Annotated in this window: 12 protein-coding genes; 1 reads left to right on the forward strand and 11 read right to left on the reverse strand. The window is 65.4% G+C overall.

The window, feature by feature from the left end:
• Window positions 1-3: 3 nt before the first annotated feature.
• The 3 genes from K0O62_RS25695 to K0O62_RS25705 all read right to left on the reverse strand — a co-directional run bounded on the left by K0O62_RS25695 (window position 4) and on the right by K0O62_RS25705 (window position 4,369).
• Complete coding sequence (locus K0O62_RS25695) at window positions 4-1,551, reverse strand: sugar transferase (protein WP_073856756.1); 1,548 nt, start codon at window positions 1,549-1,551, stop codon at window positions 4-6.
• A 28-nt stretch (window positions 1,552-1,579) separates the two neighbouring features.
• On the reverse strand, window positions 1,580-3,373 hold the full coding sequence (gene glmS, locus K0O62_RS25700) for a glutamine--fructose-6-phosphate transaminase (isomerizing) (RefSeq protein ID WP_073856757.1): 1,794 nt from the start codon (window positions 3,371-3,373) through the stop codon (window positions 1,580-1,582).
• 162 nt (window positions 3,374-3,535) lie between these two features.
• A complete protein-coding gene (locus tag K0O62_RS25705) occupies window positions 3,536-4,369 on the reverse strand; it encodes a LuxR C-terminal-related transcriptional regulator (protein WP_079244067.1) in 834 nt (277 codons plus the stop codon).
• A 630-nt stretch (window positions 4,370-4,999) separates the two neighbouring features.
• On the opposite strand from K0O62_RS25705, the gene K0O62_RS25710 reads away from it, so the two are divergent.
• Entirely contained in the window at window positions 5,000-5,683 is a 684-nt protein-coding gene (locus K0O62_RS25710) for a GAF and ANTAR domain-containing protein (protein ID WP_234800125.1), read from the forward strand.
• 1 nt (window position 5,684) lies between these two features.
• Here the strand turns inward: K0O62_RS25710 and K0O62_RS25715 are convergent, their stop codons facing one another.
• From K0O62_RS25715 to K0O62_RS25750, 8 genes are read right to left on the reverse strand one after another with little or no spacing between them, the layout of a single operon-like run.
• Window positions 5,685-6,392 (reverse strand): PE domain-containing protein, encoded by a 708-nt coding sequence (locus K0O62_RS25715; RefSeq protein WP_073856760.1) that lies wholly within the window; start codon window positions 6,390-6,392, stop codon window positions 5,685-5,687.
• Between the two features lie 6 nt (window positions 6,393-6,398).
• The gene (locus tag K0O62_RS25720; RefSeq protein ID WP_073856761.1) at window positions 6,399-7,499 is read right to left on the reverse strand and encodes a hypothetical protein; all 1,101 of its coding nucleotides are present in this window, start codon (window positions 7,497-7,499) and stop codon (window positions 6,399-6,401) included.
• Between the two features lie 45 nt (window positions 7,500-7,544).
• On the reverse strand, window positions 7,545-8,699 hold the full coding sequence (gene ltp2 / locus K0O62_RS25725; protein ID WP_205870593.1) for a 17-hydroxy-3-oxo-4-pregnene-20-carboxyl-CoA lyase: 1,155 nt from the start codon (window positions 8,697-8,699) through the stop codon (window positions 7,545-7,547).
• A gap of 2 nt (window positions 8,700-8,701) precedes the next feature.
• Complete coding sequence (locus K0O62_RS25730; RefSeq protein ID WP_073856763.1) at window positions 8,702-9,112, reverse strand: MaoC family dehydratase; 411 nt, start codon at window positions 9,110-9,112, stop codon at window positions 8,702-8,704.
• On the reverse strand, window positions 9,094-10,071 hold the full coding sequence (locus K0O62_RS25735) for a bifunctional MaoC family dehydratase N-terminal/OB-fold nucleic acid binding domain-containing protein (protein WP_073856764.1): 978 nt from the start codon (window positions 10,069-10,071) through the stop codon (window positions 9,094-9,096). The genes K0O62_RS25730 and K0O62_RS25735 overlap by 19 nt, the downstream gene beginning before the upstream one ends.
• Window positions 10,068-11,231, reverse strand: a complete 1,164-nt coding sequence (fadE29, locus tag K0O62_RS25740) for an acyl-CoA dehydrogenase FadE29 (protein WP_073856765.1) — start codon at window positions 11,229-11,231, stop codon at window positions 10,068-10,070. The genes K0O62_RS25735 and fadE29 overlap by 4 nt, the downstream gene beginning before the upstream one ends.
• Window positions 11,232-12,236: an acyl-CoA dehydrogenase family protein gene (locus tag K0O62_RS25745; RefSeq protein ID WP_073856766.1), complete on the reverse strand. Its 1,005-nt coding sequence runs from the start codon at window positions 12,234-12,236 to the stop codon at window positions 11,232-11,234.
• A 33-nt stretch (window positions 12,237-12,269) separates the two neighbouring features.
• Window positions 12,270-13,514, reverse strand: coding sequence for a cytochrome P450 (locus K0O62_RS25750; RefSeq protein ID WP_073856767.1), 1,245 nt, complete (start codon window positions 13,512-13,514; stop codon window positions 12,270-12,272).
• Between the last annotated feature and the right edge of the window lie 131 nt (window positions 13,515-13,645).

Genomic DNA, 13,645 nt, shown 5'->3' on the forward strand with positions numbered 1-13,645 from the left:
GGTCTAGTACGCCCCGTCGCGTTGCAGTACTGCACCCACAGTCCTTGCAATGATCAAGATGTCGCCGATCATCGACCAGTTGTCGACGTAGGACAGATCCAGTCGTACTGCCTGACTCCAGGACAGATCGGACCGACCGCTGATCTGCCACAGTCCGGTGACACCCGGTTTGACCAACAGCCGACGCAGCACCTCACAGTCGTACTCCTCCACCTCGCTGCGCAGCGGTGGACGTGGCCCGACGACGCTCATCTCCCGTCTGAGCACGTTGATGAACTGCGGCAGCTCATCGATACTGAACCGCCGCAATACCTTTCCGACCCGGGTCACCCGCGGATCGTCGCGGATCTTGAAAAGCGGTCCACTGCCCTCGTTCGCGGCCTGGAGGGAACTGCGCTGTTGATCGGCATTCTCGACCATGGTTCGGAGCTTCAGCATCAGGAAGGGCTTGCCTTCGATCCCGATCCGTTCAGATGCATAGAAGACCGGGCCCCTGCTGCTCACCTTGATCGCGATTGCCGCCACCAGTAGCAGCGGCAGGATGATGACGAGCACAACCAGTGCGAAACAGACGTCGAAGGCCTGCTTCTGGAACGTCTTGGTCCGCTGGTACTGGGGCTTCTCGATGTGCAGCAGGGGCACTCCGCCGATCGGCCGCATCACCAGGCGTGACAACGCGACATCCATCACCCCCGTGGACACCACCAGATCGACACCCATCGGCTCCAGGTCCCAGAGCAGCTTCCGTATCCCCGAGACACCGAACAGTTCGGTACCGGCGATTGCCACGGTGTCGGCCCGGCAGGTCCGAATCGCGTCAACCGCATCCGATTCACCACCGACGATCGGCACCATCCGTTCATTGACGATGAGGTGTTCGCCGCGGTCCGGTCCGTAGCCCGGGATCGCCACGCCCACGACGTGAAGGCCGTTGGTCGCGCCCCGGGTCAGCTCACATGCCAGATGCCGCACGGCCTCGAGGTCCCCGATAACCAGTACCGCAGTCTTGTAACGTCCGGCTGCTTGCTGCCGCGCTGCGTAGACCCGCCACATGGACCTGGTGGCGACAAGACCGATCACGCCCAGCGGCAACGCAACGGCGAGATAACCCCGAGCGATGTCGAACTTCAGCAGGAGGGTGGCGATCGCGATGGCCCCGAACACCCACAACGATGCGGCGACCACACGGCGGTACTCCTCGACTCCCACACCGACCACCCGCGGCGAACGCGTATGCAGTGCGGACAGCGCGGTCAACCAGCCGGCTGCAAAGAGTACCGAGAAGGCTGTCACGAACAAGTCCGGGTAGCCGAGGGGCGAGAACGTGGGGCCGAATCGCACATATTGGGCTAGCCCAACAGCCAGGCAGACCACGAGGAAGTCTGTGCATCGAAGCTTCGATTCGTACTGGCGCTGCCACCGGACCCGCTCGAAAACCTGATTGGGCAATAGCAGCGGGATGCGCGACACAGGTGCAGGACCCGTTTTCGGCCGGTCCGAAGACGTGTCCGGACGTGCAACGGGGGTGAGTGTAGGACTTGACTGCAACATGCTTGTTCCCTGTCCAGGATTCGTTCGGTTACTCGACCGTGACCGACTTGGCGAGATTGCGTGGCTTGTCGACGTCCCGGCCGAGTGACATAGCCATGGATCTGGCCAGTATCTGCAGTGGGACAGTGGATTCGATGGGGCCCCACGGCGCGCTCGGTATGCTGGCGACTTGCACTGTGCTGTCCGCGTATCGGCCGATACTGACGATGCGACCGCCTCTGGACTGCACCTCGGCGATATTGGCACGCAGGCGGGGATCATCGTTGTCGACGACGATTACCACCGTGCCCACCCCGATCAGTGCGAGCGGCCCATGCTTGAGTTCGCCGGCCGAGTGGTGTTCAGCCCAGCAGTAGGTGAGTTCCTTGACCTTGAGCGCACCCTCAGCCGCATAGGGGATTCCGTTGCCTCTGGCGATGAAGATCATCCCGCTCGCGCTTGATATCTCCTCCGCGATACGCGGCACCACACACTTCGCCTTGACCCCTGCATGACCGAGTCGGTCCGGGAGGTACCGCAGATCGTCGACCAGGTCGACCGCGGCAGCGCGGGTCAACCGGCCCATCCCGACCAACGCCGAGATCATCAGCGCCGTGCCGGCCACGATCTGACAGATGAACGTCTTCGTCGCTGCCACACCGATCTCGGGTCCCGCCCCGCACAGCATCACCGCATCGGCCCGGCGGGCCAGCGCGGAGTGTGCGCTGTTGGTCAAGGCGAGCATGGGTGTCTCGCAGACCGCGGGCGTCTCCAGAGCGCGCAACACATCCGTCGTCTCCCCGGATTGGCTGATGGCCAGGGACAGGGTGCCGGGCTCGGCGATCTCGTCGGCGACCTCGCTGGCCGTGCTGCACCGCACCGGAATGCCGCCGAGTCGGCGTACCAGATTGGCAATCACCCTGCCGGCGTTCAGTGATGTGCCACAGCCGACCACGTGTAGGCGTTCGAACGGTTCCATTCCATATTCGGCCCACAGCGACCCGTCGGCAATGCGGCTTCCGTACGAATCCAGTGCGCCACTGACCAGTTCGGCCTGTTCGTCGATCTCCTTGGCCATGTGGTCGGCATAGCCGTTCAACTCGGCATCTGTGCTCCGCCAGGCGCATCGGTGCACCGGGGGCAGCGATGCACCGATGCCTTCCTGCCGGCTCCAACGGGGCGGACTCACCAGATCGACGATGTCACCGTCCTCCAGGACACGGAACTCATCCACCCAATCCGCAATGGCAGCAATATCACTGGTCGCGAACGCGCCGTCGGGTGTATGCGCGACGAGGAGCGGGCAACGATTGGCCGCGACGACGATCCGCCCGGTGCCCCGTTCCAGAACCGCCAGACCCCAAGACCCTTCGACTTCGACGAGCGCCAACCGGACGGCCTCGAAAAGATCCCCACACAATTGGAGCCGGTCCTCGATCAGATGACAGAGCACCTCGCTGTCGACATCCGAGTCGAAGCTGTGCCCTGCGATGGTCAGAGATGCCCGCAGTGTGTCGGCGTTGTCGATGATGCCGTTGTGCACCAAGCTGATCCGGTCTTCACAGTCATTGTGAGGATGGGCGTTGGATTCCGTCACCGAACCATGGGTAGCCCATCGGGTGTGGCCGAGGCCGGCACCGGCGAACGCCGGTCCGCTCCAGTCCGCGAGCAGGCGGTCGAGGGTGTCGATCCGCTCGATGGTGCGCACCCGAGCTATGTCGCCGGTAGCCGTCTGGATGGCGACTCCTACGGAGTCGTATCCGCGGTACTCCAGCCTGCGCAACCCGATGCGCAGGTAGTCGGCTGCCGACTCCGCCGTCCGGCACGCGATGATGCCGCACATCAGGGGTCCACCTGAACAAGCTCTCGGTCACTGAAATCGCTTTGCCGGTAACGGTTTACAGCTACCTCGGCCTGTCCGGATATCATGCCTCAACTATCGGGCCCCGGACCCTTCAGGCATATGGACCAGTAGAGCGAATTCTGGTCTAGTCCCGGCCTAGCTCTACGAGTCCGAGAGACCGTACCGCAGGCTACGAGACAGCGCGGCCGCCTCAGCCCGAGTGCTGACGCCAAGCTTTGTCAGAACGCTGTGTACATGGTTCTTCACCGTATGTACGGCGATGCACAACTGGGTGGCGATGTCCCGATTCGAGAGACCCAATCTGAGCATCTCGAGGATCTGGGCCTCCCGGGCAGTGAGGACTAGTTCGTTGGTCGCCGGTTGGTAGTTCTGCGCCAGCATCGACAAACGTCGGAGCAGAATGGCTGAGACCCGCGGCGAGCACAATGCTTCCCCCGCAGCTACTTTGGCCATCAACATCAGCAGAGACTCGATCGACTCGGTACGGGTGTGGTAGCCCACGACACCCGCCTCGGCGCAAGCGATGACCTCAGATTCGTCGTCGTCCGACACTCCGAGCACGACAACTCGGACCTGTGGGTTGGCTTGCATCGCAGCACGCAGCAGAGCTCGACTGTGTCGAGTGGAGAGATTCAACAGGATCATCTCGACGGTGTTGCTCTGCACGGCGGCGACCACCGAGTGCACGTCCGAGGCGACCCCGGCGATCAGCACTCCGTGCGCGGCGAGCGCGTTGATCAACGTGTCCCGATACAGGATGCAATCGTCCACGATCAGAATTCGCACGCCGCACAGTTGCTCCCCTGCAACGGCGACGGCCACCGACGGCACGGCCGCGGCGGACGCGTACAGCAATGGCGGACCATGACGGTCGCGAATGCCATCGGCCAATGGCATCGTCGCAGCCGGTGTTGTTGTGGTGGACGACTTCTCACTCAGGTACGCCGGCGGCGCTACCGATCCGAAAGCCTTCATACTGTACCCCCGACAATGAACGCGCTCGATGTGAAGTGCGCCAGCAACGGCGCACTTGACCCGGTCGCTGTTCAAACCCTCATTATGGGACCGGCAACACCGGACCCAAATCCCCCGTCATGCATAGCGACGCAATCTGACGATTGTAGCAAACTATCGAGCGTCGCCCTACACTTTCCTGCACTTCCTTGCCATCCTGCGCTGAGCTGGTCAGCTCTTGTACAAAACCCGCCGCTACCAGGGTCTAGGGAAGCTAGGTGTCACACACGTTAATTCATCGGCATCAGCTAAGGCAAGCATTCTGTACGCCAATTTGCAGTTGTGGCGAACGCAAGGACCGACGGCGCCCGGTTCTGTCCGCAGCTAATCGACAGCGACTCGTGTCACCCCGGCCGACGGCCTTCCCGGATCCCCGGCATGCGACTCTGCCGCCATCATCCATGAAGGACGGTGAAACCGCTGGCCTGCGAGCCGTATTCGGCACTCTGCGCAACCACGCCAAGGAGCACGGGCCGGGGTATCCTGGGGGACGGCTGGCTCGGACTGTTGACTGGAAGGGCAAAGTCGTCAGCCCTGGCTCGGGGGGACCATATGGATAGTCACAATCTGCTCGGCCACGTATTCACCCGATTGGCGGACACGCTGGCAACCGATTTCGACGTCGTCGAATTGGCCCAGCAACTGGTCGAGAGCGCCATGACACTGCTGCCCGTCGACGCTGCCGGCATCCTCGTTGCTGATCTCGACGGTCGTTTTCAGGTGTTGGCATCCAACAGCGAACAAGCTCATCTATTGGAACTGTTCCAGACCGAACACGAGCGAGGTCCATGCGTGCGGGCCTATCACACCGGGGAGGCCGTGATCGTGGATGACCTCACCGTCGACATCCAGCGCTGGCCGGAGTTCGCCAGGCGTGCACTGGAATACGGATTCCAATCGGTGCATGCATTGCCGATGCGGATGCGTGCCGACCGTGTGGGCGCCCTGAACCTGCTCCGATTCGACACCGGCAGGCTCTCGGCCGACGACGCGGCGATCGGCCAAGCGCTCGCCGACATCGCGACCCTGGGCATCATGCACCGGCGCATCGCGACGCAGGCCGACATGGTCAACCAACAGCTGCAGACTGCGTTGAACACCAGGACCGTGATCGAACAGGCCAAAGGCATGCTTGCTGAGCGCGGCGGCATCGACACGGACCGGGCATTCCACCTGCTTCGTGCGCATGCCAGGAGCACAAGGGTGCGCCTCGTCGACATCGCCCGTGCGGTCGTCGACGGCGCCGATACCACCGCGATACTCGACCCGAGCTGAGCTACAGCCGGCGAGCGATATCCGCTCGGTCGAGCGGATTCTCAGGCTCCGTCGGGATAGTAGGGGCGGAACCGGCATCCGGTCCGACGGCCGCCGGGCCCGCCGCCGCCACTTCACGGGCGCCCAGTACCGCCTCGCGGCGATCTTGTTGCTCCTGCCGCTGGTTCTGCTCGTTCTCCCGCGCGTCCTGCCGAGCGTCGCGCTCGTCCTGCTGGTCCTCCCGCTGCTCGGGCGTCGGCACTCCGTGGGCACCCGGCGGCGGTCCGCTTGTCTGCCCCTGCTGCGCGGCCTGGGTCGCCTTCTGCACCGCACCTTGGGCGCCCTGCATCGCTTGTTGCATGAGCTGACCGAAGCCGCCGCCCTGGCCGCCTCCGCCACCACCGCCTAGGCTGCTCGCCGCCTGTTGCGGCACCTGTGCGAGCTGGCCGAGCTGCCCCAGCATCTGCCCCATCTGGCCCACCGACTGCCCGCCGGCGGCGTCCTCCGCGTTGTACGCGGTCTGAGCGGCGCCGACCTTGCCGGAGAAGGTGTTCTCCTTGGCCGCAAGGGAAGTCACGCTGGCCGTCATCGATGCTTCCAGCGTCGGCAGCACGGCCGCGATGGTCATGCTCATGGCATCCGCGCCCGGCGGGATCACCGGCATGGGCGGCAACTCCACCGATGCGGCGCTCCAGGTGATTCCCTCGGGTTTACGCAGTGGGCTCGTCATCAGCGTTCACCAGTCCTCGTCGACGTCGTCTTCGGCCAGGTCGTATTCGAGGGATTCGGGCAGCGCCAGGCCGGAGGCGGTGCCCCCGCTGCTCCCCCGCTGTCCCATCATCGGCGCGCCCATGCCCCCCATGGCGCCACCGGCGGCCACCGGCGCCATCCCGCCGATCGCGCCGCTGCCTGCACCGGCACCGGGCGCCGGGGCCACCGACACCGGCAGGGTATTGCCGACCAGACCGGCCAACAGCGGCGACTGAGCCGAACCGCCGCCACCGCCGGGCAGGCCGGCCGCACGCATCATGCCCGCGCCGGCACCGGCGCCGGATCCACCGGCGAGCGGGTGATTGGAGAACGCGGAGAACGGTGAGAGCGCACCCAGCCCCGCGGAACCTCCACCGCCCTGGCCGAACATCGAGGTGAGTTGTTGCAGCGGCTGGCCGAGGGTCTGCATGAGCTGTTGGGGTGCCTGGGTCACCTGGCCCATCGCCTGCCCCAACATCTGCGGGATCTGGCCGACCAACCCGGCGAGTTGCCCGAGCATCTGCATCGCCTGCGACGGGTCCTGTCCGGCCAGCTGCTGCGGACCTACCGGCGGGACACCCCCGGTGGGCAGCTGCGGCGGGGCGCCGATGGCATTGGCCATCGTGCCGGCGTTGGCCGAGACGGTGGCGGCGTTCTGTGACAGGCCCATCATGATCCGGCTCTGTACCAGCGCCTGGGTGTTGCTGACCGGCATCGCCTGCAGCGCCATGCATTCGGCCTGAGTTTCCTGGGCCACGATGTTGGCCGTCATCTTGGTCTGGATGACCGCGGCCTCCATGGTGCGCAACTTGGCGGCGATGGCGGCGGCTTGGGCACCGTTGGCCTCATGGCCGCCGATTATGGTGCCGGCCTCACCGGCGGCAGCCAGCGAACCGCCACCCTCCCACTCGCCGGTCAGTCTCGTCAGCTGGCCCTGTTGCGCCGGCACCACCGTGCCGTTGATCTTGGCGGCCATCGCCTCGTACTGCGCGGCCGCCGCGGCCAGTGCGTTCTCGTCGACATTCGGCCAACCCGGACCGGTGACCGTTTGCCCCCCGTATGGGCTCACGTCAGGCTGGATCCCCATAGCGACGAGATTACCGTGCCCCCGACCTGGGGAGGCACACTAAAATCAGCCCAGGATCAGACCCGAGGTGGGCACCCCGGTACCCGCTGTGACCAGCACATGCTCGACGCCCTCGACCTGGTTGACCGAGGTCCCGCGCAGCTGGCGCACTCCCTCGGCGATCCCGTTCATGCCGTGGATGTAGGCCTCACCGAGCTGTCCGCCATGGGTGTTGATCGGTAGCCGCCCGCCGATCTCGATCGCGCCGCCGGCGATGAAGTCCTTGGCCTCGCCCTTTCCGCAGAAACCGAGCTCCTCCAGCTGGATCAGGGTGTACGGGGTGAAGTGGTCGTACAGGATCGCGGTCTGGATGTCGGCCGGCGACAGCCCACTCTGCTGCCAGAGCTGGCGGCCGACCAGGCCCATCTCGGGCAGGCCCAGCTCTTCGCGGTAGTACGAGTACATGGTGAACTGGTCGGCGCCGGCGCCCTGAGCCGCGGCCTCGATGATCGCCGGCCGGTGCTTGAGATCCTTGGCCCGCTCGGGGGTGGTGACGACGATGGCCACCCCGCCGTCGGTTTCCTGGCAGCAGTCCAGCAGTCGCAGCGGTTCGGCGATGAACCGGGAGTTCTGGTGATCCTCGATGGTGATCGGCTTACCGTAGAAATGCGCCTTCGGGTTGTTCGCGGCGTGTTTGCGATCGGCGACCGAGACCGCACCGAAATCGGCGCTGGTGGCGCCGTACTCGTGCATGTAGCGCTGAGCGATCATCGCCACCGACGCAGCCGGGGTGCTCAGCCCGTGCGGGTAGGACCAGCTGTACTCCACACCGCGCGAGTCGGCGTTGACGGTGAGCCCGGTCATCACCTGCCCGAAACGGAACTCCGAGCGCTCATTGAACGCTCGGTAGGCGACGACGACATCCGCGACGCCGGTCGCCACCGCCAGGGCGGCCTGCTGGACGGTGGCCGCCGCGGCCCCGCCGCCGTAACCGATCTGGCTGAAGAACTTCAGGTCACCGATCCCGGTGGACCGGGCGACGGCGGTCTCCAGGTTCGAGTCCATGGTGAAGGTCACCAGTCCGTCCACGTCCGACGGCGACAGGCCCGCATCGTCGAGCGCGTCGAGCACTGCCTCGGCGGCCAGCCGTAACTCGCTGCGGCCGGAGTTCTTGGAGAAGTCGGTTGCACCGATACCGGCGATCGCCGCTTTACCCGACAGGCTCACTTTCCGCCTCCCAGCGTGAGGGTCGATGTGGCGATGACATGGGCGCCAAGACTGTTGTTGCCCACCACTTTCAGCGTGATCAGGTCCCCGTCGACCTCGGTCACCTCACCGGTGAAGGTGATGGTGTCATAGGCGTACCACGGCACACCGAGGCGCAGCTTGATCGACCTGACGATCGCGTTCGGCCCGGCCCAGTCGGTCACGTAACGCCCGACCAGACCCGTGTCGGTCAGGATGTTGACGAAGATGTCCTTGGAACCCTTCGCCTGCGCCTTGTCCCGGTCGTGATGCACGTCCTGGTAATCGCGGGTCGCGATGGCGGTGGACACGATGAACGTGGGGTCGCCGTAGATCTGCAGTTCGGGCAGCTTGGTGCCCACGGTCACGCTCACTTGGCGGGCTCCCATGCGTACAGGCTCCATGCGGGGCTGACATCACTGTCTCCGAAATCGAGATAGGTTGCGCGCACCGACATTCCGATCTTCACGTCGGCGGGATCGACACCGCGCAGCTCGCCGAGCATGCGGACGCCCTCCTCGAGTTCGACGAGCGCGATCACGAACGGCAGCGAGCGCCCGGGCACCTTGGGCGCGTGGTGCACCACGAAGCTGAACACCGTGCCGTTGCCGGAGGCCACCACGTAGTCGACCGGGTCGTCCTTACCCGCCCACACCGCCGGCACCGGCGGATGCTGCAGGGATCCGTCGGGGCGGCGCTGGATACGCAGTTCGTGGGCGTTGATGCCGTCCCAGAAGAACTTGGTGTCCCGAGAGGACGACGGCCTCATCAGCTTGTCCGGATCGAGGTCCTCCGGGATCGCGACCTCTTCGCCGGCCTGCGCGCCGACCTGGTTCGCCGCCGGCAGGAACTTCATGATCCGCCAGTCCATTTCGGCGACTTCTTCATCACCGACGTGCCAGCGGATCTTCTGGTTGATGAAGTAGCCCTCGCCCAGCGCGGTCTGCTTGGGCCCGATGATGCTGACGATCTCGGCACTCATGGCGACCTGCTCACCCGGCCGCAGGTAGCGGTGATAGGTCTGATCGCAGTTGGTGGCGACCACCCCGACGTATCCGGCGTCGTCGAACAACTTCATGGCGCGCGCCAGCGGATCATCCTCGGATCGCTTGCGCCCCAAGCCCATCATGGTCCAGACCTGGATCATGGCGGGCGGCGCGACGATGCCCGGATGGCCCGCGGACCGGGCTGCTTCGTCGTCGACGTAAATCGGGTTCTTGTCACCGATCGCATCGGTCCAGTGGTGAATCATCGGCTGGTTCACCGGATCCCGGGCGATGGTCGGCTCGCCGGCACCCGACGCGAGGATCGCGTCGATGCCCTGCTGAAGATCGTTCGATTGCGTCATCGCGGAACCCTCGGCACCTTCAGGCCGGACGCCGCGATCATCTCGCGCATCACCTCGTTGACGCCGCCACCGAAGGTGATGACCAGATTGCGCTTGGTCATCTTGTCCAGCCAGTCCAGCAGCCGGGCGGTATGCGGATCCGCGGGGTTTCCGTACCGGCCGACGACCTCCTCGGCGAGCCGGCCCACTTCCTGAATCCGTTCGGTGGAGAAGACTTTGGTCGCGGCGGCATCGGCGACGGCGATGGTCTCGCCGGAGGCGGCGACCTGCCAGTTCAGCAGCTCGTTGACCCGCCAGATCGCCTTGATCTGACCGAGCAGACGGCGGGCGCCCTCCTGCTCCAGGGGCGTGACGCCGTCCGAGCCGGGCTGGGCCGCCCACTCGTGCACCTGGTCGTAGATGCCCGCGATACGTCCGGCCGGGCCCAGCCCCACCCGCTCATGGTTGAGCTGGGTGGTGATCAGCTTCCAGCCGCCGTTCTCCTCGCCGACCAGCATGTCGGCGGGCACCCGCACGTCGTTGTAGTACGAGGCGTTGGTGTGGTGTGCACCGTCGGACAGGATGATCGGCGTCCACGAGTAGCCGGGATCCTTGGTGTCCACGATCAGGATCGAGATGCCCTTGTGCTTGGCGGCTTCCGGATCGGTGCGACACGCCAACCAGATGTAGTCGGCGTCATGGGCACCGGTGGTCCACATCTTCTGGCCGTTGACGATGTATTCATCGCCATGCTTGACGGCGGTGGTGCGCAGCGAGGCCAGGTCGGTGCCGGCTTCGGGTTCGGAGTAGCCGATCGCGAAATGCACTTCGCCGGCCAGGATCCCGGGCAGGAACTTCTTCTTCTGCGCTTCGGTGCCGAGGGCCTGCAGCGTCGGTCCGACGGTCTGCAGGGTCACCATCGGCAGCGGGATGTCCGCACGGTTGGCCTCGTTGATGAAGATCTGCTGCTCGACCGGGCCGAAGCCCAGGCCGCCGTACTCCTTGGGCCAACCGACGCCGAGCTTGCCGTCACTGCCCATCCGCTTGATCACCGTGCGGTAGGCCTCGTTGTGCCGGTCGGACTCCATCGCCGCGGCTTCCTCGGGAGTCACCAGCGTCGAGAAGTATTCCCGCAGTTCGGATTGCAGCTTGCGCTGCTCCGCGGTCAGGTCGATGAACATTTACGCTCCCACCAGGTCGAGACGATACGCGGGACCGCCCAGCAGCCGGTTCAGGTCCTTGATCGAGGAGAAGTAGCGGTCCATGGGGTAGGTGATGTCCATGCCCATACCGCCGTGCAGGTGGTGGCACAACCGCATGGCAGGCGGGGCCTGCGTGGTGAGCCAGTAACCCAGGATGGCCAGATCGTCTGTGGCGTCGAGTCCTTCGGACAGCCGCCACACCACCGAGGTCGCGACCAGCGAGATGGTCCGCGACGCGATGTACACCTCGGACAGCTGCGCGGCCACCGTCTGGAACGTGGACAGCGGCCGGCCGAACTGCTCGCGGGTGGCGACGTAATCGGCGGTCAGCCGCAGTGCACCGGCGACCAGACCGGCGGCGAACGCACCGGTGGCAGCCAGCACGAGCTCGTTCACCCGGGTGACGGTTGCACCCTGCAGGACGTCGTCGGCGGTGACCTCGACATCGTCGAAGACGACCACGTACTCGTCGGATCCATTGGCCGTCGGCGTCTTGGTCAGGGTCACGCCCGACGCCTGCGGGGAGACCACGACGACCGCGTCGGCGGCGGTGACCACCAGCCACTGTGCCGTCTCCGCATAGGGCACACCGATCTTGGTGCCGCTGAGCTTGCCCGCGCGCAGGGTGGTCGACGGCCGGTCCGGGAGTTGCGCGCCCGGCTCGTTCAGCGCCGCGCTGAGGACCGCACCCCCGCCGACACCGGCCAGGTAGCGGTCCTGCTGCGCCTCGGTGGCGAGATCCAGCAGCGGGACCAGGCCCAGGCCGAGGGTGGCCAGCGCCGGACCGACGGTGCCGTGCCGCCCGATCTCGGTCAGCGCCGTCGCCACCTCGGCCAGCCCCAGTCCGTCACCGCCGAGCCGATCCGGCACGGCGAGTGCGGCCACACCTCCGGAAACCAGTGCATCCCAACTGTTCTCCCGTTCCAGCACCGATGTCACCACGTCGGCGACAGCCTGCTGCTCCGGGTTCGGCGAGAAGTCCACCCGTTCTGCTCCTAAGTGTTCTGTGTCGCTGGTCTAGTTGGCCGATGCACCGGTGTAGTCGACCTGCCAGTGCTTGATTCCGTTGAGCCAGCCGGACTTCAACCGCTCCGGGGTGCCGATCGGCTTGAGATCGGGCATCACGTCGGCGATCGCGTTGAAGATCAGGTTGATGGTCATCCGGGCCAGGTTGGCGCCGATGCAGTAGTGCGCACCGGTGCCACCGAAGCCGACGTGCGGGTTCGGGTCGCGCAGGATGTTGAAGGTGTGCGGGTCCTCGAAGACCTCTTCGTCGAAGTTGGCCGAGCGGTAGGACAGCACGACCCGCTCGCCCTTCTTGATCTTCACGCCACCGAGTTCGGTGTCCTCGAGTGCGGTGCGCTGGAACGCCGAAACCGGGGTGGCCCAACGGACGATCTCGTCGGCGGCAGTACCGGGGCGTTCCTTCTTGTACAGCTCCCACTGGTCGGGGTTCTGCGCGAACGCGATCATGCCGTGGGTGGTCGAGTTGCGGGTGGTCTCGTTTCCGGCCACCGCCAGCATGATGACGAAGAAGCCGAACTCGTCATCGGAGAGCTTCTCGCCATCGATGTCGGCCTCGATGAGCTTGGTGACGATGTCCTCGGTCGGGTTCTTGGACCGTTCCTCGGCCATCTTCATGGCGTAGGTGATCAGTTCGAACGAGGACATGGCCGGATCGATGTCGGCGTACTCGGGATCCTCGCCGGCGGTCATCTCGTTGGACCACCGGAACAGCTTGTCCCGGTCTTCCTGGGGCACGCCGAGCAGATCGGCAATGGCCTGCAGCGGCAGCTCGCTGGCCACCTGCTCGACGAAATCGCCGGCCCCCTCGGCCAGGGCGGTCTCGGCGATCTTGCGGGCGCGGGCCCGCAGTTCGTCCTCGATGCGGCCGACGGCCCGCGGGGTGAAGCCACGGGAGATGATCTTGCGCAGCCGGGTGTGCTGTGGGGCGTCCATGTTGAGCAGGACGGCCTTCTGCAGGTCGATGGCGTCACGCGTCATCTCCTGCGGCCACACCGGGATGGCGCCGTCGGGCGAGCTGCCGAAGATCTCGCTGTTCTTGGAGACCTCCTTGACGTCGGCATGCCGGGTGACGATCCAGTACCCCGGGTCGCCGAACCCGCCGGTGCCACCGGGCACATCCACCCAGTGCACGGGCGCGGTCTTGCGCAGCTCGGCGAGCTCCTCGACCGGTAGGCGTTCGAGGTTCAGGGTCGCGTCGAGTGGATCGAAGCCTTCAGGGAGGTTCGGGCTGGCCATGCAGGATCTCCTTGCGAAAGTCGGGGCACGGGTCGGGCGACAACAATTCCTTCTAGTGCCACTTGCGACCATTGAAACATGCCTCCACCGCAGATAAAAGGCACGGTGGCATCGTCGCTTGTCAGAGTAAT

The sequence above is a fragment of the Mycolicibacterium diernhoferi genome, from assembly GCF_019456655.1.
Classification (GTDB): domain Bacteria; phylum Actinomycetota; class Actinomycetes; order Mycobacteriales; family Mycobacteriaceae; genus Mycobacterium; species Mycobacterium diernhoferi.